Annotated in this window: 17 protein-coding genes; 12 read left to right on the top strand and 5 right to left on the bottom strand. The window is 62.4% G+C overall.

What is annotated here, in order from left to right; translation table 11 throughout:
- Positions 1–79: 79 nt before the first annotated feature.
- From QF039_RS27745 to QF039_RS27715, 7 genes are all read left to right on the top strand, one after another.
- The gene (locus QF039_RS27745; RefSeq protein WP_307521742.1) at positions 80–2,350 is read left to right on the top strand and encodes a heavy metal translocating P-type ATPase; all 2,271 of its coding nucleotides are present in this window, start codon (positions 80–82) and stop codon (positions 2,348–2,350) included.
- 16 nt (positions 2,351–2,366) lie between these two features.
- Positions 2,367–3,230, top strand: coding sequence for a LysR family transcriptional regulator (locus QF039_RS27740; protein WP_307521740.1), 864 nt, complete (start codon positions 2,367–2,369; stop codon positions 3,228–3,230).
- Positions 3,231–3,455: 225 nt separating this feature from the next.
- Positions 3,456–4,520 carry a putative 2-aminoethylphosphonate ABC transporter ATP-binding protein gene (locus QF039_RS27735; protein ID WP_177080618.1) on the top strand — a complete coding sequence of 355 codons (1,065 nt, stop codon included), beginning with the start codon at positions 3,456–3,458 and terminating at the stop codon, positions 4,518–4,520.
- Position 4,521: 1 nt separating this feature from the next.
- On the top strand, positions 4,522–6,246 hold the full coding sequence (locus QF039_RS27730; RefSeq protein ID WP_307521737.1) for a putative 2-aminoethylphosphonate ABC transporter permease subunit: 1,725 nt from the start codon (positions 4,522–4,524) through the stop codon (positions 6,244–6,246).
- Positions 6,247–6,269: 23 nt separating this feature from the next.
- On the top strand, positions 6,270–7,286 hold the full coding sequence (locus tag QF039_RS27725) for a putative 2-aminoethylphosphonate ABC transporter substrate-binding protein (protein ID WP_307521735.1): 1,017 nt from the start codon (positions 6,270–6,272) through the stop codon (positions 7,284–7,286).
- Between the two features lie 125 nt (positions 7,287–7,411).
- The gene (locus tag QF039_RS27720; RefSeq protein WP_307521733.1) at positions 7,412–8,536 is read left to right on the top strand and encodes a TIGR03364 family FAD-dependent oxidoreductase; all 1,125 of its coding nucleotides are present in this window, start codon (positions 7,412–7,414) and stop codon (positions 8,534–8,536) included.
- Positions 8,536–9,090, top strand: coding sequence for a phosphonate degradation HD-domain oxygenase (locus QF039_RS27715; protein ID WP_178912567.1), 555 nt, complete (start codon positions 8,536–8,538; stop codon positions 9,088–9,090). The genes QF039_RS27720 and QF039_RS27715 overlap by 1 nt, the downstream gene beginning before the upstream one ends.
- Here QF039_RS27715 and QF039_RS27710 read toward each other — a convergent pair.
- Positions 9,087–10,460: a GTPase/DUF3482 domain-containing protein gene (locus QF039_RS27710; protein WP_307521729.1), complete on the bottom strand. Its 1,374-nt coding sequence runs from the start codon at positions 10,458–10,460 to the stop codon at positions 9,087–9,089. The genes QF039_RS27715 and QF039_RS27710 overlap by 4 nt on opposite strands.
- Positions 10,453–11,832, bottom strand: a complete 1,380-nt coding sequence (locus QF039_RS27705) for a DUF2868 domain-containing protein (RefSeq protein ID WP_307521727.1) — start codon at positions 11,830–11,832, stop codon at positions 10,453–10,455. Before QF039_RS27705 ends, QF039_RS27710 begins: the two co-directional genes overlap by 8 nt.
- Positions 11,833–11,922: 90 nt before the next feature.
- Between QF039_RS27705 and QF039_RS27700 the strand changes: the two genes are divergently transcribed.
- Positions 11,923–12,435 (top strand): dihydrofolate reductase, encoded by a 513-nt coding sequence (locus QF039_RS27700; protein WP_307521725.1) that lies wholly within the window; start codon positions 11,923–11,925, stop codon positions 12,433–12,435.
- A 94-nt stretch (positions 12,436–12,529) separates the two neighbouring features.
- Here QF039_RS27700 and QF039_RS27695 read toward each other — a convergent pair whose 3' ends face one another.
- Positions 12,530–13,921: an L-cystine transporter gene (locus tag QF039_RS27695; protein ID WP_003213804.1), complete on the bottom strand. Its 1,392-nt coding sequence runs from the start codon at positions 13,919–13,921 to the stop codon at positions 12,530–12,532.
- 241 nt (positions 13,922–14,162) lie between these two features.
- Between QF039_RS27695 and QF039_RS27690 the strand changes: the two genes are divergently transcribed.
- The 4 genes from QF039_RS27690 to QF039_RS27675 all read left to right on the top strand — a co-directional run bounded on the left by QF039_RS27690 (position 14,163) and on the right by QF039_RS27675 (position 19,489).
- On the top strand, positions 14,163–15,221 hold the full coding sequence (locus tag QF039_RS27690) for a haloacid dehalogenase-like hydrolase (protein ID WP_256344258.1): 1,059 nt from the start codon (positions 14,163–14,165) through the stop codon (positions 15,219–15,221).
- 211 nt (positions 15,222–15,432) lie between these two features.
- Positions 15,433–15,966, top strand: coding sequence for an RNA polymerase sigma factor (locus QF039_RS27685; RefSeq protein ID WP_177020251.1), 534 nt, complete (start codon positions 15,433–15,435; stop codon positions 15,964–15,966).
- Positions 15,963–16,910: a FecR family protein gene (locus tag QF039_RS27680; protein WP_177020250.1), complete on the top strand. Its 948-nt coding sequence runs from the start codon at positions 15,963–15,965 to the stop codon at positions 16,908–16,910. Before QF039_RS27685 ends, QF039_RS27680 begins: the two co-directional genes overlap by 4 nt.
- A gap of 131 nt (positions 16,911–17,041) precedes the next feature.
- Complete coding sequence (locus tag QF039_RS27675) at positions 17,042–19,489, top strand: TonB-dependent receptor (protein ID WP_177020249.1); 2,448 nt, start codon at positions 17,042–17,044, stop codon at positions 19,487–19,489.
- A gap of 55 nt (positions 19,490–19,544) precedes the next feature.
- Here QF039_RS27675 and ilvD read toward each other — a convergent pair whose 3' ends face one another.
- Both ilvD and QF039_RS27665 read right to left on the bottom strand, forming a co-directional pair.
- Entirely contained in the window at positions 19,545–21,386 is a 1,842-nt protein-coding gene (ilvD, locus tag QF039_RS27670; protein ID WP_307521718.1) for a dihydroxy-acid dehydratase, read from the bottom strand.
- A 261-nt stretch (positions 21,387–21,647) separates the two neighbouring features.
- On the bottom strand, positions 21,648–22,847 hold the full coding sequence (locus tag QF039_RS27665; protein ID WP_307521715.1) for an MFS transporter: 1,200 nt from the start codon (positions 22,845–22,847) through the stop codon (positions 21,648–21,650).
- Between the last annotated feature and the right edge of the window lie 52 nt (positions 22,848–22,899).

Below are 22,899 nucleotides of genomic sequence, written 5' to 3'. Positions count from 1 at the left end.
AATCTCCAAAAGGATGCTTGACCCTATAGTGGCTACAGGGTCTTTACTTGGCAACAGGCACCTTTACGGACGCGACAGAATGAGCGATTCCATCCACACCCCGCACAAGCACGACCATGATCACGACCACGCGCACGATCACGGCCCCAAGCTCAAACCTGTGCAGAAGCACGACCATGGCAGCCATGGCGATTCCTGCTGTTCCAGCAAGGCCGCGCCGGCGCTGGTGAAGCTGACCGAAGCCCCGACAGCGGGCTCGCGGCTGAGCACCTTCCGCATCGAAGCCATGGACTGCCCCACCGAGCAGACGCTGATCCAGAACAAACTGGGCAAGCTTGCGGGTGTGCAGCAGCTGGAATTCAACCTGATCAACCGCATTCTCGGCGTCACCCACGACCTGCCGACGACCGCGCCGATCATCGACGCCATCAAGTCCCTGGGCATGCAGGCGGACCCCATCGAAGAAGGCGTCGCCCCGGCTGAGCCGCCGGCGAAGAAGCACTGGTGGCCGCTGGCTGTGTCCGGCGTGGGCGCGCTGGGGGCTGAAGTGCTGCACTTCACCAACGCAGCCCCGACGTGGGTGATTGCCCTGGTCGCGCTGATCTCGATCTTCAGCGGCGGCCTCACCACCTACAAAAAGGGCTGGATCGCCCTGAAAAACCTCAACCTGAACATCAACGCCCTGATGAGCATCGCCGTCACCGGCGCGATCCTGATCGGCCAGTGGCCGGAAGCGGCGATGGTGATGTTCCTGTTTACCGTCGCCGAGTTGATCGAGGCCAAGTCCCTGGACCGCGCACGTAACGCCATCAGCGGCTTGATGCAGATGACGCCGGAACAGGCCACGGTCCGTCAGGCCGATGGCAGTTGGGTTGAACAGGAGGTTAAAGTCATTGAACTGGGCGCCATCGTGCGGGTTCGTCCCGGCGAGCGCATTGGCCTGGACGGTGAAGTCACCTCCGGCCAGTCCACCATCGACCAGGCGCCGATTACCGGTGAAAGCCTGCCGATCGAAAAGACCGTGGGCGACAAAGTCTTCGCCGGCACCATCAACCAGGCCGGCTCCCTGGAATACAAAGTCACTGCAGCCGCCAACAACTCCACCCTGGCGCGGATCATCCACGCCGTGGAACAGGCCCAGGGCGCCCGCGCGCCAACCCAGCGTTTTGTCGACACCTTCGCCAAGGTCTACACCCCGGCGGTGTTCATCTTTGCCCTGGGTGTGGCGTTGATTCCGCCGCTGTTCATGGGCGGCGTATGGTTTGAATGGGTCTACCGCGCGCTGGTGCTGCTGGTGGTCGCGTGCCCATGTGCACTGGTGATTTCCACCCCGGTGACCATCGTCAGCGGCCTGGCGGCCGCGGCGCGCAAAGGCATCCTGATCAAGGGCGGTGTGTACCTGGAGGGTGGCTACAAACTCGACTACCTGGCCCTCGACAAGACGGGCACCATCACCCACGGCAAGCCGGTGCAAACCGATTACCTGGCGCTGTTCCCGAACATGGAAGACAGCGCACCGGCTTTGGCTGCAAGCCTGGCCGGGCGCTCCGATCACCCGGTGTCCCTGGCCATCGCGAACGCGGCTGTGGACAAAAACCTCACCGTGCACACTGTGGATAACTTCGAGGCCCTGACCGGGCGCGGTGTGAAGGGCGAGATCAATGGAGAGATCTATTACCTGGGCAACCACCGTCTGGTGGAAGAGCTGAACCTGTGCTCGCCGGCCCTGGAGAAGAAGCTCTTCGCCCTGGAAAAACAAGGCAAGTCCGTGGTCCTGTTGCTGGACAAGTCCGGCCCGCTGGCGCTGTTCGCCGTGGCCGACACCGTGAAGGACACCAGCCGCGAAGCCATCCAGCAGTTGCATGACCTGGGCATCAAGACCCTGATGCTAACCGGCGACAACACCCACACGGCCAAGGCGATCGCCGATCAGGTGGGCATCGACCAGGCCCAGGGCGACCTGTTGCCCACCGACAAACTGCAAGCCATCGAAGCGCTCTACGCCAAGGGCCACCGGGTCGGCATGGTCGGCGACGGCATCAACGACGCCCCGGCGCTGGCCCGTTCCGAGATCGGGTTTGCCATGGCTGCTGCGGGTACCGATACCGCCATCGAGACCGCCGACGTGGCCCTGATGGACGACGACCTGCGCAAGATTCCGGCATTCATTCGGCTGTCGCGGCAAACGTCGAGTATCCTCAAGCAGAACATCGCCCTGGCCCTGGTGATCAAGGCGATCTTCCTCGCGGTGACCTTCCTTGGGATGGCCACCATGTGGATGGCGGTGTTCGCCGACATGGGCGTGAGCCTGCTGGTGGTATTCAATGGTCTGCGCCTGCTGCGCAAATAGTCGATGAGAGGGTGGTGTGCTGAGTGCCGAGCTGAAGGCGTTTTACATGGTCGCCCGCCTGGGCAGCATTACCCAGGCGGCGAAAAAGCTCGGGCTCAGCCAGCCCACGGTGACCACCCAGATTCGTCACCTGGAAAGCCAGTACTCGGTGGAGTTGTTCTACCGTGGCGGGCGCCGACTGACCGTCAGTGATGAAGGCGCGCGGCTGTTGCCGATGGTCAAGGCGCTGTTGCAGCAGGAAGCGGACATCGAGTTTTTTCTGCGCAACAGTGGCCAGGTGCAAGGCACGTTGAGGATTGCCGCGACGGCGCCTTATTACATCCTCGACCTGGTCAAAACCTTCCGCGAGCGGCTGCCGCAGGTCGAGGTTTCGGTGGAGATCGGCAACTCCCAGCAGGTGCTGGAAGCGCTGGATGACTACCGCGTCGACGTCGCCGCCTCGTCCCAATTGCTTGAAGACCCGCGCCTGATCCGCCGGGTACTGGGCATGGACCCGCTGGTGCTGGCGGTGCATCGCAATCATCCGCTGGCGGTACTTGAACATGTACCGCTGACCGCGCTGGCCGGGCATACCTTGCTGATGCGCGAGCCGGGGTCGACCACCCGTCGATTGACCGAAGAGATGTTGCAGGGCGCCGGAGTGAATTACGGGCCGCTGCTGGAGATCGGCAGCCGGGAATCGATCCGTGAGGCAGTGCTGCGCAATATCGGCATCAGCATCATTGCCCGCCAGGAAGTGCCCCACGACCCGCAATTGCGCGTGCTGACCATCGAAAATGCGCCGCAGATTCCCGAGTATTTGTACTGCCTCAAAGAGCGAAAGGGCGCGCGGTTGCCGGCGGCTTTCCTGGGGTTGGCCCAGGAAATGTCTCCTCTCTGATCGTTCCCACGCTCTGCGTGGGAATGCCGGCCTGGACGCTCCGCGTCCGCTCTTAAGGTCGTGACGCGGAGCGTCACAGGATGTATTCCCACGCAGAGCGTAGGAACAATCTGTCGGCGCAACCCAAATCCACCAATACCACTATCGCCACGTTTTGCCTTTCTGCCACAAGAGGGACGCATTGCCTGCCTAGGATGACCTTCATCAGTTTGATGAGGTGCCTCCATGAACACAGCACAGACCCGCCCCGGCGCGCCAATGAAGGTGCGCGGTGTACAGAAACGCTTCGGCGCCTTCACCGCGCTGGATAACGTGTCCCTGGACGTCGCCGCTGGCGAACTGGTGTGCCTGCTGGGCCCGTCGGGCTGCGGCAAGACCACCTTGCTACGCTGCATCGCCGGCCTGGAGCGCCAGGACAGCGGCGAGTTGTACCTCGGCGACCGCGATGTTTCCCTACTGGCACCCCAGGCTCGGGACTACGGCATTCTGTTCCAGTCCTACGCGCTGTTTCCCAATCTCACCGTCGAAGCGAACATCGGCTACGGCCTCACCGGCAGTGGCCGTGATGAAGTGCGCAAGCGTGTCGGGCAGATGCTCGAACTGGTGGGTTTGGTGGGCAGCGAAAAGAAATACCCCGGCCAACTTTCCGGCGGCCAACAACAGCGTGTGGCACTGGCTCGCGCCCTGGCGCCGGCGCCGTCCTTGCTGCTGCTGGACGAACCCATGTCGGCCCTCGACGCCCGGGTGCGCGAGCATCTGTGCACCGAGCTGCGCCAATTGCAGCGCCGCTTGGGCATCACCACCCTGATGGTCACCCACAACCAGGACGAGGCCATGCTGATGGCCGACCGCATTGCCGTGATGAACAACGGCAAGGTCGAGCAGTACGCCACGCCCCAGGAAATCTACGACCGCCCGGCCACACCGTTCGTGGCCGAGTTTGTCGGCCAGGGCAACTGGCTGCCGTTCAGTCGCAACAGCGCCAGCCACGCTCAGGTTGGCGGCATGAACATGCGCCTGGCGGACAACGCTGGCGTCGCGAAATCGGGCCGTCTGTTCTGCCGCCCGGAAGCCATCAGCGTCAACCCGCCGGTGCATGAAGAAAACCTGTTCCCGGCCAAGGTCCGCGAGATCACTTTCCTTGGCAACCGCTGCCGCATGAGCTTCGAGCTGGACCAACTGCCCGGCCATCCGCTGCTGGCCGAATTGGCCCCGGAAGCCATGCCGCGCCTTGGCGCCCAGGACATCTGGGTCGCGCTGCCCCCGCGCAGCCTGCAGGTGTTTGCCTGAGATGGCCCGCGATATGACTCTGCCGATACCCGATAACGTGGCTCGTCAGGTTTCCCGTGCCGAACTCGGCGACCGTATTTTTGTAGTCGGCGGCAAGCTGCTCTGGCTGTGCCTGCTGGGCGTCGCGGTGCTGATGCCGCTGCTGGCGATCTTCTGGCGCGGCTTCAGCAGTGAAGCCGGGCAGGGCGGTGGCCTGGTGGCGGCGCGGGAGTTGGTCACCAGCGACAATTTCCACTGGTTGCTCGGTAACAGCCTGAAGGTTTCCGGCAGCGTTGCCGCCATCGTCGTACCACTGGCTTATCTGTTTGCCTACGCTTTGCAACGCACGCTTATTCCGGGCAAGGCGATCTGGCGCGGCATGTCGCTGCTGCCGTTGATGGCGCCGTCGATGTTGCCCGGGATTGCGCTGGTCTACCTTTTCGGCAACCAGGGCATGTTGCGCGGGCTGCTGTCGGACAACATCTATGGCTTCTGGGGCATCGTCCTCGGCGAAGTGATCTACACCTTTCCCCATGCCTTGATGATCCTGTTGTCGGCGCTTTCCCTGGCGGATGCACGTTTGTTCGATGCCGCATCGAGCATGGGCGCGAGTCCCGCCCGGGCGTTTCGCAGCATCACCTGGCCGGCGACGCGCCAGGCCGTGTTTGCCGCGTTTTGCCTGGTGTTCACCCTGACCATCACCGACTTCGGTGTGCCCGTGGTAGTCGGTGGCGACTATCAAGTACTGGCGCTGGAAGCCTACAAAGCTGTGGTCGGCCAGCAGCAATTCGGCCGCGGTGCCTTGATCGGCATGGTCCTGCTGCTGCCGGCACTGTTCAGCTTCGGTGTCGACGCCTGGTTGCGCCGCCGCCATGGCGACTCCATGAGCGGCCGCGCCCAGGTGTTCCAGCCGGCACCGTCGAAACTGCGGGATGGCTGCTACCTGGCCATCGTCCTGCTGATCTGCGCGATCCTGCTGCTGGTGTTCGGCATGGCGGTCTACTCATCCCTGGTGAAATTCTGGCCCTATAACCTTTCGCTGTCCCTGGCCCACTACCAGTTCGAAGACACGGCCGGCGGCGGCTGGCTGGCCTACCGCAACAGCATCACCATGGCCCTGTGCACCGCGTTGATCGGCAGCGTGCTGATCTTCACCGGCGCCTACCTGATGGAAAAGACCAGGGGCCAGAAGGGCCTGAACCTGGCGCTGCGCATGCTCAGCTTCGTGCCGATGGCGGTGCCGGGGTTGGTGCTCGGCTTGGGCTACGTGTTCTTTTTCAACCTCAACGGCAACCCGCTGCATGTGCTCTACGGCACCATGACGTTGCTGGTGGTGTGCACCATTGCTCACTATTTGACCACCGCCCAAATGACCGCCACCACGGCCCTGCGCCAACTGGACGCGGAATTCGAAGCCGCCGCGCTGTCGCTGAAGGCGCCGCTGTACCGCCATTACCTGCGGGTCACCGTGCCGATCTGCCTGCCGACGCTGCTGGACATCGTGCGCTACCTGTTCGTCTCGGCGATGACCACCGTCTCCGCCGCGATCTTCCTCTACAGCCCCGACACCATCCTCGCCGCCGTCGCCGTACTGAACATGGACGACGCCGGCAACGTCGGCGGTGCGGCGGCCATGTCGACCCTGATCCTGTTCACCTCGGCGGGCGTGTCCTTGCTGCTGGCGTGGGCCTCACGCGGCTTGTTGCGCCGCTCCCAGGCCTGGCGCCAAACCGCGCCCGGCCAATAATTCACCCATAAAGGAACTGCACCATGTTCAAGCCCCTGGCGTTAGCCGCTGCTGTGCTCACTGCGTTCAGCCTGAATGCCTTTGCCGCCAAGACCGAGTTGACCGTGTACACGGCCCTCGAAGCCGAGCAATTGAAGACCTACAAACAGGCCTTTGAAAAGGTTAACCCGGACATCGATATCAAATGGGTGCGCGATTCCACTGGCATCATCACCGCCAAGCTGCTGGCCGAAAAAGCCCGCCCGCAGGCTGACGTGGTCTGGGGCCTGGCGGCTTCCAGCCTGGCGATCCTCGACCAGCAGGGCATGCTGCAAAACTACGCACCGGCAGATTTGAGCAAGATCGGTGCGAACTACCGCGACGCCGCCAATCCTCCGGCCTGGGTCGGCATGGACGTATGGGCTGCGACCATCTGCTTCAACACTGTCGAAGCCGAAAAGCAGGGCCTGAGCAAGCCGGTGAGCTGGCAGGACCTGACCAAGCCTGAGTACAAGGGCAAGATCGTGATGCCCAACCCGGCCTCGTCCGGCACCGGTTTCCTGGATGTGAGCGCCTGGTTGCAGACCTTCGGCGAGAAGCAGGGCTGGCAGTACATGGACGACCTGCACCAGAACATCGGCCAGTACGTTCACTCCGGTTCAAAACCCTGCAAGCTGGCGGCCTCGGGTGAATTCCCGATCGGCATTTCCTTCGAATACCCGGCCGTTCAGCTGAAGCGCCAGGGCGCACCGCTGGACATCATCCTGCCGAAAGAAGGCCTGGGCTGGGATATCGAAGCCACTGCCGTGATCAAGGGCACTGCCCACGCAGACGCGGCACAGAAACTCGCCGACTTCTCCGCCAGCCCCGCGGCGATGGAGCTGTACAAGGAAAACTTCGCGGTACTGGCCCAGCCGGGCATCGCCAAGCCGCAGACCGAGTTGCCGGCGGACTACGAGCAGCGGTTGATCAAGAATGACTTTGCCTGGGCGTCGAAAAACCGCGACAGCATCCTGACCGAATGGCGCAAGCGCTATGACGGCAAGTCGGAAAAACAATAACCACCGATCGTTCCCACGCTCTGCGTGGGAACGCGGCTCTGGACGCTCTGCGTCCGCTTTTGTAGTCGTGACGCGGAGCGTCACAGGATGCATTCCCACGCGGAGCGTGGGAACGAGAGGTCTTCATGACACAACTGCTGATCATCGGCGCCGGCATCCTCGGCCTGTCCCACGCTTATGCGGCCGCCAAACGCGGCCTCAAGGTCAAGGTCTTCGAGCGCAGCGCCACACCGCTGGGTGCTTCCGTGCGCAACTTTGGCCAGGCACTGGTCACCGGCCAGCCGCCCGGGCCGATGCTCGACCTGGCGCGGGAAAGCCGCGAAATCTGGGGCCAGTGGGCGCAACTCGCCGGCATCCGGCTGAAGCGCAACGGCTCTTATTTGTTCGCCCGCACCGAAGCCGAAGAGCACTTGCTTGAAGCCTTCTGCGCCGGTCGCGCGCAAGAACACGGTTATCGCGTCAAGTTGCTGCAAGGCGCCGCCCTGCACGAGCTGTACGGTGGCCAGTTCGCCCATCACCGCGCTGCGCTTCACGGCCTGGATGATCAACAACTGTATTCGCGCGAGGCTATCCCGGCGCTGATCAAGTACCTGAGCCGCGAACTGAGCGTGGAGTTTCATTTCTCCACCCTGGTGCGCGACATCGAACCCGGCCAGGTACACACCACGGCCGGTTCCTTTCACGGCGAGCAGATCATTGTCTGCTCCGGCCACGACTACCAGACGCTGCTGGCCGAGCAGATCGGCGAACTCAACCCGCAAATCTGCCGCCTGCAAATGCTGCGCGCCCGGCCAGTGGTGGAGTTGAACCTGCAACACGCGCTGCTGACCGGCCTCAGCTGCGTGCACTACGGCGCCTTCGCCGACTTGCCGGAAGCCGCGCCGGTGCAGGCCGAAATCCTGCGGGACGTGCCGCACCTGCATGAAAACGGTATTCACCTGCTGATCAGCCCGACACCCTATGGCGAACTGATCATCGGAGATTCCCACCATTACGGCAGCGATCCTTCACCGTTCAACGCCGAACAGGTGGACAACTGGATGATCGAACTGGCCGAACATACACTGGGCTGCAAGATCCAGGTCGTGGAGCGCTGGCAGGGCGTCTATGGTTCCCGTGGCCCAGGGCCGTTTTCGTTCCTGCGGGCGGCGCCGGGGGTGAGTGCGGCGTTGATGCACACCGGCGTGGGCATGAGCGTTGGGCCGGCGATGGCGGAGCGCAATATCACAGAGTTGTGGGGGAGCGCGTGATGAACGCAGAGCAGGCAATCGCCGAGGTCTTCGGCCTTTACGAACAGCACGGCACGGCTGACTACATCGGCGAACCGGTCTCGCAGATCGAGCACATGTCCCAGGCTGCGCAGTTGGCCATGGCTGAGGGCTTCGATGATGAAGTGGTGCTGGCAGCGTTCTTCCACGATATCGGGCATATCTGCGGCCAAGGTGGCGAGAACATGGGCGGTTATGGTGTGGTCAGCCATGAACGGCTGGGCGCCGATTATCTGCGCCGCGCAGGCTTCAGCGAGCGGATGGCAAAACTGGTGGAATACCACGTGCAGGCCAAGCGTTATCTGACCTTCAGCCAGCCGGATTATTACGCACGCTTGAGCGAAGCCAGCCGCCGTACCTTGGGTTACCAGGGCGGCGTGATGACCGCCGAGGAAGCCCAAGCGTTCGAGCAGGACCCGCTGTGCGCCGTCAGCCTGCGCATGCGCCACTGGGATGAACAGGCCAAGGAAATGCATGTGCCGGTGCTGGACCTTGAAGTGTTGAAATCCAAGGCCCGGCAGTTGTTGGCGGCTTAGGTTTCGTCCAGGCGCTGGGCCAGGGCTTCGATCTGTTCCTGGCGTTCGGCCTGGCTCAACCTGGGGTGCGGGTTGAGGGACGACCATTGCGGATGGGCGCGGGCCTTGTTCAGGGCTTCCGGCAGCTTGCCTTCGCGCCAGGTCTTGTCCTGGGGCGTGTCGACCTTGATGCTGTGGATCGCCGCGTGGCCCCGCAGGTTCAGGGCCTTGAGCAGTTGCCGCTGGCGCAGGGCCAAGAGGCGCAGCACGCTGTCGTCGACGGTCAGCTCGCGCTGGCCCTTGATCTTGCCCAGCAGGCGGCTGCCATAACTGCGGGCAGTTTGCAGCGCGCCTCCCGCGATGGCGCCGGCGAGGGCGGCGGCGCCGAGGGTCAGGCCGCCTACGAGTAGATCCACACCTGCACCGGCCGCCGCGCCGGCCGCGATACCGCCACCGACCCGCACGCCCAGTTGCTTGAGGGTCTCGGGGTTGAACAGGTCATCGCCCCAACGCCCGTCCAGCAGCGGTAAATCGCTGGCGGCGGCGTCCTGCGGGCGGAAGCCGAACAACTTGAGCAAGGCCTCCACGCAACGCTGTTCGCGCTGGCGCACGGCTTTGCGCAGTTCGCTGATGGCTTGCTGTTCTACCTCGACTTCGCTGACCACGCTGCGGCGGCAGGCGGCGCAGTCGATCAGCAGTTCGGCAATCAATCGCGCAGCACTTTGCTGGCGGGCCTGGCGCTGGGCTTCCTGATCGAGGATCAGCCGCTCCAGTTGCCCACGGGAATTCTCCAGCAGCAGGGCGAGGCTTTCATAGAGGCGGCGCTCGCCGTCTTCCGGCGGCGCGACGCTGTCAAAACGCACCAGCGCGTGCAGACCGAGGCGGGCGAGGGCTTCGCGCCAGTCCGGCTCGCGGTGGTTGGCGCTGCTGACAAAATTGAGCACTGGCAGCAACGGTTTGCCACAGCTGGCCAGCACTTGCAGCTCATCGCGGTACTTGGCCAGCACCGGTTCCCGGGCGTCGATCACATACAGGCCCGCATCCGAGGCGAGCAGTTGGCGCAGCACCTTGGCTTCCTGTTCGAAGCGTTGCCGGGCCTCGCTGCCTTCCAGAAAACGCGCCAGCCGTGCCGGGCCGTCGAGGCGTTCGCCGGGACGGTCCAGGCGCTCGAGGTAATCGAGCAGGGCGATGGCATCTTCCAGGCCGGGCGTGTCGTACAGTTCCAGCAAGGCCTCGCCGTCTACCGACAGCCGAGCACCTTCGACATGCCGGGTGGTGCTGGGACGATGGGAGACTTCACCAAAGCCGACGTCTCGCGTGAGCGTGCGCAGCAACGAGGTCTTGCCGACGTTGGTGTGGCCGACCACCGCAAGTTTCAGGGGCTTAGTCATGACCGGTCTCCAGCCAAGTGAGCGGCGCGCAATCGGCGAACGGGATCTCCAGTTGTTGCAAGGCCGTGTGCCAATCACCCAGGCGCTCAGCATCCAGGGCCTGGCCGGCGGGCGCTTGCAGCAGCCAGACCCGAGTGGCGGTGGCGCTGCGGGCCAGTTCGGCAATCAGCGCAAGGCTGCCGCGATCCGGCGAGCGGCGTGGGTCGCAGGCGATGGCCAGGCGCGCGGGCGGGAAGCGGGTGAGTTGCTCCAGCAGCTTGTTGCGGGATTCACGGCTGTCGAGGATGCCGGCGTCCTTGACACTGGCCGGGAGCTTCGGCGGCCATGGGCGCTGGTCGTCCAGCTCGATGGCCACCAGCAGGGCGCCGTTGCTTTCCAGTTCACTGACGCCGCCGGTCACGTGGTGCAATTGTTCGGGCGCCGCATCATTGACCCCAAGCCGTTCGCTGCTGGGCATCAGCCGTTCACGCAGTTGGCTGTAGCCGGGCAGGTTAAGGTCGAGGCTCAAGGCGGCGCGCCCACGTTTCCAACGCCACAGGCACAGCAACGCAAGGATCAGCCGCGGCAGGATGCCGTATACCAGCAGCACGCCCACCAGCCAGGCGGCCCAGGCCTGGCGGGCGCTTTCGATATTCAAGGCGGCATCACCACTGGCGCGGATCATTTCGACAGTGGGCACATTGAAGCCGAGCAAGGCGGGCAGGGCCCCAAGGGTTTGGGTCACGGCGACAAAGGTGTCCGCTCGCAGGATGGTGGTTTCCCACACAAAGCCGTAGCGCCGGGTGGCCAACAGCGTCAGCAGGATCACCAGGGCGCTGAGCAGGGCCAGCAGCCACAGGCTGTTGACCAGCACACCGACGGCCCAGCGATTGAGCTTGCGCCGTTGCAGCAACAGCAGCAGGGCGGGCGCCAGTTGCGCGGCCTTGGCGTCGCGGGCGAGTTTTTCGCTGAGCCATAACCACAGGCGGCCGAGGCTGGCGCTGTGTTCACCGGCAAACAACAGGCCCAGGGCCCAGCTCAACAACAGGATCAGGTTCAAACCCAGCAGGCTGCCCAGGGCCCAGAACACATTGACCGGCGCCAACCCGTTGCCCAGCGCGGCAAACGCCAGGCCGGCGCCGCTGATAATGGCGACTGCCGCCAGCAGGATCAGCGCCAGGCGCGCACCTTGCAGCCAGCGGGTCAGGGCGGCGGTCAGGCCATCGCGTTCGGCCAGCCACAGCGCGCGGTTTTGAATGCGCGTGGGCAAATCGCCGCCGGCGCTGCGGGCCAGGCGATTGGCTTCCTGGTCTTCCAGGGCGCCCGCGTGTTCCTCGCGCAGGCGCACGGTCTCGGTCAGCCAGAGTGTTTGCAGGGGGGTCAGAGCTGTCACGCGCCGTCCTGTTGAGCCAGTGAGTCTGGAGCATAACCGCTGGAACGCCGGTTGGGGTATGCCGCGCGCGGCTCTGGTATTCTCGTCGCCATGAAAAAAACTCTCCCTTTAAGCCTGATCGCAGCCCTCGGTGAAAACCGTGTGATCGGCGTCGACAACAGCATGCCCTGGCATTTGCCGGGGGATTTCAAATATTTCAAGGCCGCCACCTTGGGCAAGCCGATCATCATGGGGCGCAAGACCTGGGATTCCCTGGGGCGACCGTTGCCGGGCCGGTTGAACATTGTGGTCAGCCGTCAGACCGATCTGGCGCTGGAAGGTGCGGAAGTTTTTCCGTCACTGGACGCGGCCGTGGAGCGGGCTGAGGAATGGGCCAAGGCGCAGGGCGTGGATGAGCTGATGCTGATCGGCGGCGCGCAGTTGTATGCCCAGGGGCTGGAGCAGGCGGATCGCCTGTATTTGACGCGGGTGGCGTTGAGCCCGGACGGGGATGCGTGGTTTCCCGAGTTTGATTTGAACCAGTGGAAGCTGGTGTCGAATGTCGAGAATGCGGCAGAGGGTGATAAGCCGGCTTACAACTTCGAAGTCTGGGAAAAAGCCTAAGAGCATCGCAGGCAAGCCAGCTCCCACAGTTGACCGAGTATTACTGAAAAAACCGGTTCAATGTGGGAGCTGGCTTGCCTGCGATAGCGGTCTGTCAGGCCTGCGCCAATTCCGCATGCTCATCGGCATTGAGCAGTTCTTTATCCGTCTGCTGCATGATCTGGCTGGTAATCGCCCCCGCCGTCATCGAACCGTTCACGTTCAACGCGGTACGGCCCATGTCGATCAGCGGCTCAACCGAAATCAGCAGCGCCACCAGTGACACCGGCAAGCCCATCGCCGGCAGCACGATCAGCGCGGCAAACGTCGCACCGCCGCCCACGCCCGCCACACCGGCCGAACTCAAGGTCACAATCGCCACCAGTGTTGCGATCCACAGCGGGTCCAGCGGGTTGATACCCACGGTCGGCGCAACCATCACCGCCAGCATCGCCGGATAAAGGCCGGCACAACCGTTCTGGCCAATCGTCGCGCCAAACGAGGCGGCAAAGCCGGCGATGGACTGCGGAATCCCCAAGCGACGGGTCTGCGCTTCAATGCTCAGCGGGATGCTCGCGGCGCTGGAGCGGCTGGTGAAGGCAAACGTCAGTACCGGCCAGACCTTGCGGAAGAACCTCAGCGGGTTGATCCCGGCCAGGGACAGCAGCAGGCCGTGCACCACAAACATCAGGCCCAGGGCCAGGTACGACACCACCACAAAACTGCCGAGCTTGATGATGTCTTGCAGGTTGGAACTGGCGACCACTTTGGTCATCAGCGCCAATACGCCGTACGGGGTCAGCTTCATCACCAGGCGCACCAGGCGCATCACCCAGGCTTGCAGGGTGTCGATGGCGTTGAGGACTTTCTGGCCTTTTTCCACGTCATCCTTGAGCAGTTGCAGCGCGGCAACCCCAAGGAATGCAGCGAAGATCACCACACTGATGATCGACGTCGGCTTGGCCCGGGCCAGGTCGGCGAACGGGTTCTGCGGGATGAACGACAGCAGCAGTTGCGGGATATTCAGGTCGGCGACCTTGCCCGCGTAATCACTCTGGATCACTTGCAGGCGCGCCATTTCCTGGGTGCCGGCCACCAGACCTTCGGCGGTGAGGCCGAACAGGTTGGTCAGGCCGATACCGATAAGCGCCGCGATTGCCGTGGTGAACAGCAGCGTGCCGATGGTCAGGAAGCTGATCTTGCCCAGGGACGAGGCGTTATGCAGGCGGGCCACGGCGCTGAGGATCGAGGCGAACACCAGCGGGATCACGATCATTTGCAGCAACTGCACGTAACCGTTGCCGACCAGGTCGAACCAGCCGATCGAGGCCTTGAGCACCGGGTTGCCGGCACCGTAGATCGCGTGCAGCACCACACCGAAGATCACGCCGAGTACCAACGCAAACAACACCTTCTTGGCGAGGCTCCAGTTGGTTCGGCGGGTTTGTGCCAGGCCCAGCAGCAAGGCCACGAACACCAGTAAGTTGAGAATCAGGGGCAGATTCATTGAAGCTCCGTTGAGAAGGCAGCCAATCGCAGGAGCCTGCGATTGCGAACCGGCAAGCCTAACAGCTTGAAATATATTGATTTAATAACGTTATCGCATGGTGACTGTCGTTTTTGGAATAAGCGGGTGACGCCCAGGCGTATGGCATTGGCGCGATCACGACGAAAGCGGTCGCGCTCGGGCGATAACTGTCATACAGATTTGTTAGCGTCGATGTCTTTCACTCAGGGAGAAAACGCACATGAAGCTAGCGCCGAAACTGTTTGCCGCCGCGCTGTGCCTGGGCCTCGCGAGCCAGGCCTTTGCCGCCACCGAGTTGAAACATTGGCCTGCGGCTGCCGCCAAGCAACTGGACACGATGATTGCCGCCAATGCCAACAAGGGCAACTTCGCGGTGTTCGACATGGACAACACCAGTTACCGCTACGACCTTGAAGAGTCATTGCTGCCGTACCTGGAAAACAAGGGCCTGATCACCCGCGACACCATGGACCCCTCCCTGAAGCTGATCCCGTTCAAAGACACCGCCGACCACAAGGAAAGCCTCTTCAGCTACTACTACCGCCTCTGCGAAGTCGACGACATGGTCTGCTACCCGTGGGTGGCGCAGATTTTCTCCGGCTTCACCCTCAAGGAGCTCAAGGGTTACGTCGACGAGATGATGGCGTCGGGCAAGCCGGTGCCGGTCACCTATTACGACGGTGACGTGGTCAAGAACATGGAAGTGCAGCCGCCGAAGGTCTTCACCGGCCAGGCTGAGCTGTTCAACAAGCTGATGGAAAACGGCATCGAGGTCTACGTGATGACCGCCGCGTCCGAGGAACTGGTGCGCATGGTCGCGGCCGATCCGAAGTACGGCTACAACGTCAAACCCGAGAACGTCATCGGCGTGACCACCTTGCTCAAGGACCGCAAGACCGGCGAGCTGACCACCGCCCGCAAGCAGATTGCCGCCGGCAAGTATGACGAGAAGGCCAACCTCGGCCTGGAGCTGACCCCGTACCTGTGGACCCCTGCCACCTGGATGGCCGGCAAGCACGCGGCGATCCTGACCTACATCGACGAGTGGAAAAAACCGGTGATCGTCGGTGGCGACACGCCGACCAGTGACGGCTACATGCTGTTCCATGACGTGGACGTGGCCAAGGGCGGCATCCACCTGTGGATCAACCGTAAAGACAAATACATGACCCAGCTCAACGGCATGATGGCCAAGCACGCTGCGGCCCAGGCCAAGGAAGGGTTGCCGGTGACGGCGGATAAAAACTGGGTGATCGTCAAGCCGGACGAGATTCAGTAAGACCGAGGCGCGGCCATCGCAGGCAAGCCAGCTCCCACATGGACCGAGTTCGCTCAGGCAACTCGGTCCATGTGGGAGCCGGGCTTGCCCGCGATGAGGCCGTCGGCAGCACTGCAAAACCCCAGCAAAAATAGATATCAATTGCGAGCCAATCTCATCCTCTGCTAGCGTGCGCACTTCCTGAACATCCCGTTCTTCTCAAGGTAGTGCTGTGCTCTCCTGGAATTCGCAGATCGCGCGCCTGTTCGCGGAGCAGAAGAAGGCCCTCGAAGCCTTCGTCACCCGCCGCACCGGCAGTGCCCAGGTGGCCGCCGACCTGACCCAGGAATCGTTCCTGCGCCTGGCCCGGCTGGACTCCGGCGAGAAGATCGACAACCTCCCGGCCTTCCTCTTCACCATCGCCAGTAACCTGGTGCGCGACCACCAGCGCCAGGCCATCCGCCGCGAGCGCCTGGATGCCGGCGAACCCAGCGAAGAACTGCCCTGCAGCAACCCAAGTGCCGACGAGCAATTGGCTGCCTATCAACAGGAGCAACTGATGCAGGACGCGATCCTGGCGCTGCCCGAAGCGACTCGGCAGATCTTCCTGCTTTATCATGTCGACGAACTTTCCTACCGCGAGATTGGCGAACGCCTGTCGATCACCCCGCGCAGTGTGGAATACCAATTGCGTCGGGCCTTGATCGAATGCCGTGCCTTTATCAAGGCGCGACTGGCCTGTGATGAACAAGGACGCCGGTCATGAGCGCCGCACCCACTGCCGACGAGTTGTTTGCCGAAGCGTCCGGCTGGTATTTCCGTCTTCAGGCTGAAGACGTCACGGCGGCTGAAATCGAAGCGTTTTCCGCATGGCTCGGGCAGGGTGCCGCCCAGGATGATGCGTGGCAGGAAGTCCAGGCGATGCTGGGTGGCCTGCGCGAGCCAGCGCGGGTGATTCGTCGGGCCGAGCAAGCGGCCTGGCGCAAGCCGGCGCGCCGTTGGGCCTGTGCTGCCGCTATGTTGCTGGCCGTCGGCCTGACGCTGCAGAACACGCCATGGCTGGATCGCCTGCGGGCTGACTACGCCACCGGCACCGGCGAGTCGCGCACCGTGGAACTGGCGGACGGCTCGCAGCTGCAACTCAACACCGACAGCGCTGTGCAGATCCGCATGAGCGCCGGTGAACGCCAGGTTCGCCTGTTGCGGGGCGAAGGATTTTTCAGCGTGACCAAGGATCCATCGCGGCCTTTCGTGGTGCAGTCCGGTGACGGTTGGGTGAAGGTAGTGGGTACGCAGTTCAGCGTTGCTCGCCGCGATGCGCAGACTCAGGTGCAAGTCGCCCAGGGCAAGGTTCAGGTCAGCTCCGGCGTGGGTGAGCCGGTGTACCTGGAGCCGGGGCGAGCGGTGGAGTATCAGGATCAACGCTTGGCCGCAGTCCACGCGTTCGACCCTGCCAGCGGGTTTGCCTGGCGCCAGCGGCAACTGGTGTTTCGCCAGCAGCCACTGTCTGAAGTGGTGGCCGAACTGAATCGCTACTGGCCGGGCAAGACCCTGGTGTTTGGCGATGCATTGCGCGATCGCGTGGTGTCCGGCGTATTCGAGATCGATAAACCTGACGCGGTCATCAAGGCCCTGGAATACACCCTCAACCTGCGTGCCGAGCATTACACCCCGTATTTGCTGGTGTTGCGCGAAGGCAAAGCGTCCTAGGCGAATCTTTTTCAAAAATCTTTCAGGGTTTCTCCCCAAGCCATCGTCCTTGATCACTGAGGCGTAAATAGTAAGCACTCTCAAGTAGTGCCGCGCCCGTTCACTGATTTTTGCACCGGGGAGCATCACCCATGGCACACCGATTCGCCGCACGGCCCTTGCTGGCGCTGGCCATTTCCTTGGCTTGCGGCACTGCGCCATTGTCTCTGCAGGCCGCCGAGACCACTCAGGCCCAGACCTACCGCTTCGATATTCCGGGACAAAGCCTGGATGGCGCATTGGCGGCGTTTTCGGCGGTGACGCGGGTTCAGGTGTTGGTGCCCAGTGAGTTGACCCAAGGTGTGGCATCGCCCGGCGTCAGTGGCAGCCTGGGGCAACGGGACGCTCTGGCGCGGTTGCTCGCGGGAACGGGTTTGAGTGCGGCCTTTATCAACGCCGATACCGTGACCCTGGAAAAGCGTGTGGCATCAGGCACAGCCCTTGAAGTGGGCGCAACCACCATCAGCGCCGAGCAGCTTGGGACGACAACCGAAGGCACCGGCTCCTACACCACCGGCGCGGTGACCATCGGCAAGGGTGAGCAGAAACTCAAGGATATCCCGCAATCGGTCAGCGTCATGACCCGCAAGCAGATGGATGACCAGAACACCACCAAGCTCTCCGAAGTGGTCAAGCGCACCCCGGGCCTGACGGCGACCAAATCACCCGGCCCCGGCATGTTCATCTTTTCCCGTGGCTTCGAAGTGGGCACCCTGCAATACGACGGTGTTGGCATCCCGCGTAACACCTACGCGCTGGGCAGCTACCTCACTGAAAACATGGCGATCTACGACCGTGTAGAGACGCTGCGCGGCCCAGCCGCCTTGCTACAGGGCGCCAACAGCCCCGGTGGCACCATGAACCTGGTGCGCAAGCGCGGCCAGGAGGCGCCGACAGTCACCATCACCGCCAAGGCAGGCTCCTGGGACCACTATGGCACCCAAGTCGATGCCGGCGGCCCGCTGAACGCCGAGGGCACGTTGCGCGGCCGCTTTGTGGCGGATTACGACACCACCCACTCGTTTGTCGACTACGCCGGCAGCTGGAACCAGACGGTGTATGCCGCCGTCGACTACGACTTCACCCCCGACACTACCGTCGGCGTGGGCATCAGCAACCAGAAAGGTCACTCTCGCCCGAACTTCATGTCTTTGCCGCGTTATGCCAATGGCAGCGACATCGGCCTTGCGCGCTCGACCTTTGTCGGTGCCAGCTGGAACCGTAGCGTCAACAACCAGACCCAAGTGTTCGCCGACCTGGAACATCGCTTCAACGACGACTGGAAACTGAAAGCCGCCGTGGTGGCCATGGATGAACACAACGACGCCACTTATCAGGCGACGTGGGACGAGATCCCCAATCCGGGCAGCACCGGCAACGTGCGTTATGTGGACTGGGTCACCGACTTCAACAACAAGAGCCGTGGGGTGGACGTCTACGTCAACGGCAAGTTCGAGACCCTTGGGTTCCGCCAGGAACTCGTGCTGGGCGCCAACTACTCGAAGCTTACGACCCACGACCTGTACGCCCGGGATGCCACCGACGGTGCGGATATCTTCAACATCGACCACAACCGTGTGCAGCGCGACAAATATCAATTATTCCAGGACGGCTCCGGGTCAAAGAACTGGTATGACATTCGCCAGAAAGGCATCTACGGCACTTGGCGCGTCCAGTTGCTGGACCCGCTGACCCTGATCGTTGGCGCCCGTACCAGTTGGTATGACTTTTCCTATATCGACCAAAGCGGTTTCCAGGGTGTGTACGACGCCCCTACTCAAAGCACCACCCAGACCACTGGCCGGGTCACGCCGTACGCAGGCCTGGTGTATGCCCTCAATGACCAATGGTCGGCCTACGCCAGCTATGCCGATGCATTCGAACCCCAGACCAACCTGACTACGTCCGGCAGCATGCTCAAGCCTATCGAGGGCAAGAATTACGAACTGGGCCTCAAAGGTGAATTGGCCGATGGTCGTCTCAATACCTCGTTTGCGATCTTCCGCTACGACCAGGAAAACCGTGGCGTGCAGGACCTGCAAGGGCCGATGAATTGTGGTGGCTGGTACTGCTCGGTCGCGTCGGGCAAGGTCCGCAGCCAGGGCTTTGAAGCCACCTTGAGCGGTGAGGTGCTGCCTGGTCTGCAACTGGCATCCAGTTACACCTACAACACCACCAAGTTCCTCAAGGACAATACTTACGAAGGCAAGATCTTCAGCACCTGGACCCCGAAGCACCTGCTCAAGGTGTGGGGTGATTACCAGTTGCCGGGTGACTGGGAGAAAGTCAGCGTCGGCGCCGGCGTTACCGCGCAAAGCAGCACTGAATCCTATGACCGCAACTTCAGTGTGCCGGGCAACGCCCTCTGGGATTCGCGGGTGGCCTACAAAATCAATCAGGAATTCACCGTGGCGGCGAACCTGAACAATATGTTCGACAAGAAGTACTACATCCCTGCGTACAACGCGACCTGGGGCAGCAACTACTATGGCGATCCGCGTAATGTGATGTTCACCATGACCTATACGCCGCAGTTCTGATTCAACCAGGCAAAAAAATGCCCCGCACATGGCGGGGCATTTTTATGGGCGAGGTTTACAGACCGTCAAGCATCGCCTTGTTACGCACAGCACCTTTGTCGGCACTGGTGGCCAGCAGGGCGTAAGCCTTCAACGCGGTAGTGACTTTGCGCGGACGCTTCTCCACCGGCTTCCAGCCTTTCTTGTCCTGCTCGACCCGGCGTGCCGCCAGTTCTTCATCGCTGATCAACAGGCTGATCGAACGGTTCGGAATGTCGATCAGCACCTTGTCGCCATCCTGCACCAGGCCGATGGCACCGCCCGCAGCGGCTTCCGGCGAAGCGTGGCCGATGGACAGGCCCGAGGTACCGCCGGAGAAGCGGCCGTCGGTGAGCAAGGCGCAGGCTTTGCCCAGGCCTTTGGATTTCAGGTACGACGTCGGGTAGAGCATCTCTTGCATGCCCGGGCCGCCTTTCGGGCCTTCGTAACGGATGATGACGATGTCGCCTTCCTTCACTTCGTCAGCGAGGATGCCGCGTACCGAACTGTCCTGGCTTTCGTAGATCTTGGCGCGGCCTTCGAACACGTGGATCGACTCGTCGACACCGGCAGTTTTCACCACGCAGCCATCCAGCGCGATGTTGCCGTACAGCACGGCCAGGCCGCCTTCTTTCGAGTAGGCGTGCTCAACACTGCGGATGCAGCCGTTTTCACGGTCGTCGTCGAGGGTTTCCCAACGGGTCGACTGGCTGAACGCGGTCTGCGTCGGGATGCCGGCCGGGCCTGCCTTGAAGAAGTGATGCACGGCTTCGTCGGTGGTCTGGGTGATGTCCCACTTGGCGATGCCTTCGGCCAATGATTTGCTGTGCACGGTCGGCAGGTCGGTGTGCAGCAAGCCGCCACGGGCCAGCGAACCGAGGATCGAGAAGATCCCGCCGGCACGGTGCACATCTTCCATGTGGTACTTCTGGATGTTTGGCGCGACTTTGCACAGTTGCGGCACGTGGCGCGACAGACGATCGATGTCCCGCAGGTCGAAGTCGATCTCGGCTTCCTGGGCGGCGGCCAGCAAGTGCAGGATGGTGTTGGTGGAACCGCCCATGGCGATGTCCAGGGTCATGGCGTTTTCGAACGCCTTGAAGTTGGCGATGTTGCGCGGCAACACCGACTCATCGTTCTCGGTGTAGTAGCGCTTGCACAGCTCGACGATGGTGCGGCCGGCCTGCAGGAACAGCTGCTCGCGGTCGCTGTGGGTGGCCAGTGTCGAGCCGTTGCCCGGCAAGGCGAGCCCTAAGGCTTCCACCAGGCAGTTCATCGAGTTGGCGGTGAACATGCCGGAGCACGAACCGCAGGTAGGGCAGGCGCTGCGCTCGTATTCCGCGACCTTCTCGTCAGAAGCGCTGGAATCGGCGGCGATGACCATGGCATCCACCAGGTCGAGGCCGTGGGAGGCGAGCTTGGTCTTGCCGGCTTCCATCGGGCCGCCGGAGACGAAGATCACCGGGATGTTCAGGCGCAGAGCGGCCATCAGCATGCCGGGGGTGATCTTGTCGCAGTTGGAGATGCACACGATGGCGTCGGCGCAGTGGGCGTTGACCATGTATTCCACGGAGTCGGCGATGATCTCGCGGCTCGGCAGGGAATACAGCATGCCGTCATGGCCCATGGCGATGCCGTCATCCACGGCGATGGTGTTGAATTCTTTTGCCACGCCGCCGGCGCGTTCGATCTCGCGGGCGACCAGTTGGCCCAGGTCCTTGAGGTGGACGTGGCCGGGTACGAACTGGGTGAACGAGTTGGCAATCGCGATGATCGGCTTCTTGAAGTCGTCATCTTTCATCCCCGTGGCGCGCCACAGTGCGCGCGCGCCGGCCATGTTGCGGCCGTGGGTGGATGTTTTCGAGCGGTAATCAGGCATTGGAGCACTCCGGGCGGCTAATCAAGTACTAAAGGGGAGTGAGCTTCTAATTGACGACTGGAACACCCGAAAAATGGCCGTGTGTCCGGAAGTTGCCACTCGCGTCGCGGGATCGCCGCTTGCTTGGGCCTCGAGCTCATAAACCCGCCGGGGGATGACTGGCGATGAATAGGTCCGATTCTACACCGCTGGCGGCCGGAGGGAATGGCCGCCAGCGTGTAGATAGCGCTTACGAGACGTGTGGGTGTGCAAGTTTCATGGTCAGCGACCGACCCGGGCGTTCGTCACCACGCCCCAAACGCTGAACACGATGAAGCTGATGGCGATGGTCATCAGCAGGTTTGCCCCGGCTTGGGCGAGGGCGGCGCTGCTGACGGCGGCGGTGATGAACATGATGCTGTTGCCGGCCGACGCGGCGGTGCCGGCGCTGCTGGAGAACAGCAACATGGCCGCAGAAATCGCGGCGGGGCGTACCAGGGTCACGGCCAGGGCGCTGATCAGCATCGGGATCAGCAGGGTGATGGTGGTGATAGCTCCAAGACCGACGATCAGCATCAGAAGCACGCCTGCGACAAGCAGCAATCCAAGGCCGATGTTGATTTGCCGGGACAGCGAGATGCGTTTTTGAAGATACGACGCCGCCAAGCCACCGAGCAGATAGGCCACGCCATACACCATGAGTACCAGTGCGTACTGGTATTCGGAGAGTTTCAGCGAGTCCATGAAAATCAACGGTGTCACGCTGATCAAGGCGAAGTAGCAGGCGAACACCAACGCGGCGATCCACCAGTAACGCAGGAAGTCGCGATTGGTTGCGACATCTTTCAGCGTACCGATGATCGACACCTGCGTGCGGTGCGGGCTGGCGGACTTGGAGGGCAGTATGCAGAACGCATGGATCAACATGCCCGACGCCATCAGTGCGAACCCATAGAAACTGCCTTGCCAGTCGAAGGTGGTTTGCAACCAGGAGCCGATCAGCGGTGACAAGGCGACGAACGAGCCGCTCAGGGTCATGTAGTAGAGGCGCACACGGGCTCGATCCTGTTCTTCGAACAGGTCCTCCACTAACGCGTGGCCCAGTACGAAGAAGCCGCAACCCATGGCCTGGATCGAGCGAAACAGCAGGAAGCTCAGGTAGTCCGTCGATAATGCGCAACCTATCGCACCCAGGATCGACAGCGTGATGCAACCGAGCAGGACTTCCTTGCGGCCCCATTTATCCGACAGCGGTCCGGCGACCAGTTGGGAAATCGAAAAAACCAGGGTGAACAGGCTGATGGACAGCGCCACATCGGCGGTGGGTGTATCGAACCTTTCAGCCAAGGCGGGGAAGGAGGGCAGCAGGATGTTGATCGGGAAGAAGCTGATAAGTGAGATGCAAGTGATGAGGATGAAGCGTGAGAGTTGGTGGCGTTTTATCTCGCTGCCGAGTAAGGGCGAGCAGGAAGACTCAGACATTGTTTTTATTTCCGGTGGGGTGCCAAAAACCGATATTAGCCTTGGGTGGCGA

Source organism: Pseudomonas sp. W2I6, from assembly GCF_030815935.1.
GTDB lineage: Bacteria > Pseudomonadota > Gammaproteobacteria > Pseudomonadales > Pseudomonadaceae > Aquipseudomonas.
Note: the sequence above shows the minus strand (reverse complement) of the source record. Positions and strands in the feature narration are given on the sequence as shown.

Excerpts from the sequence above, each read along its gene's own strand:
- QF039_RS27745 (WP_307521742.1), top strand. The coding sequence starts at position 80 with ATGAGCGATTCCATCCACACCCCGCACAAGCACGACCATGATCACGAC.
- QF039_RS27735 (WP_177080618.1), top strand. The coding sequence starts at position 3,456 with ATGAACACAGCACAGACCCGCCCCGGCGCGCCAATGAAGGTGCGCGGT.
- QF039_RS27730 (WP_307521737.1), top strand. The coding sequence starts at position 4,522 with ATGGCCCGCGATATGACTCTGCCGATACCCGATAACGTGGCTCGTCAG.
- QF039_RS27725 (WP_307521735.1), top strand. The coding sequence starts at position 6,270 with ATGTTCAAGCCCCTGGCGTTAGCCGCTGCTGTGCTCACTGCGTTCAGC.
- QF039_RS27720 (WP_307521733.1), top strand. The coding sequence starts at position 7,412 with ATGACACAACTGCTGATCATCGGCGCCGGCATCCTCGGCCTGTCCCAC.
- QF039_RS27715 (WP_178912567.1), top strand. The coding sequence starts at position 8,536 with ATGAACGCAGAGCAGGCAATCGCCGAGGTCTTCGGCCTTTACGAACAG.
- QF039_RS27710 (WP_307521729.1), bottom strand. The coding sequence starts at position 10,460 with ATGACTAAGCCCCTGAAACTTGCGGTGGTCGGCCACACCAACGTCGGC.
- QF039_RS27700 (WP_307521725.1), top strand. The coding sequence starts at position 11,923 with ATGAAAAAAACTCTCCCTTTAAGCCTGATCGCAGCCCTCGGTGAAAAC.
- QF039_RS27695 (WP_003213804.1), bottom strand. The coding sequence starts at position 13,921 with ATGAATCTGCCCCTGATTCTCAACTTACTGGTGTTCGTGGCCTTGCTG.
- QF039_RS27690 (WP_256344258.1), top strand. The coding sequence starts at position 14,163 with ATGAAGCTAGCGCCGAAACTGTTTGCCGCCGCGCTGTGCCTGGGCCTC.
- QF039_RS27680 (WP_177020250.1), top strand. The coding sequence starts at position 15,963 with ATGAGCGCCGCACCCACTGCCGACGAGTTGTTTGCCGAAGCGTCCGGC.
- QF039_RS27675 (WP_177020249.1), top strand. The coding sequence starts at position 17,042 with ATGGCACACCGATTCGCCGCACGGCCCTTGCTGGCGCTGGCCATTTCC.
- ilvD (WP_307521718.1), bottom strand. The coding sequence starts at position 21,386 with ATGCCTGATTACCGCTCGAAAACATCCACCCACGGCCGCAACATGGCC.
- QF039_RS27665 (WP_307521715.1), bottom strand. The coding sequence starts at position 22,847 with ATGTCTGAGTCTTCCTGCTCGCCCTTACTCGGCAGCGAGATAAAACGC.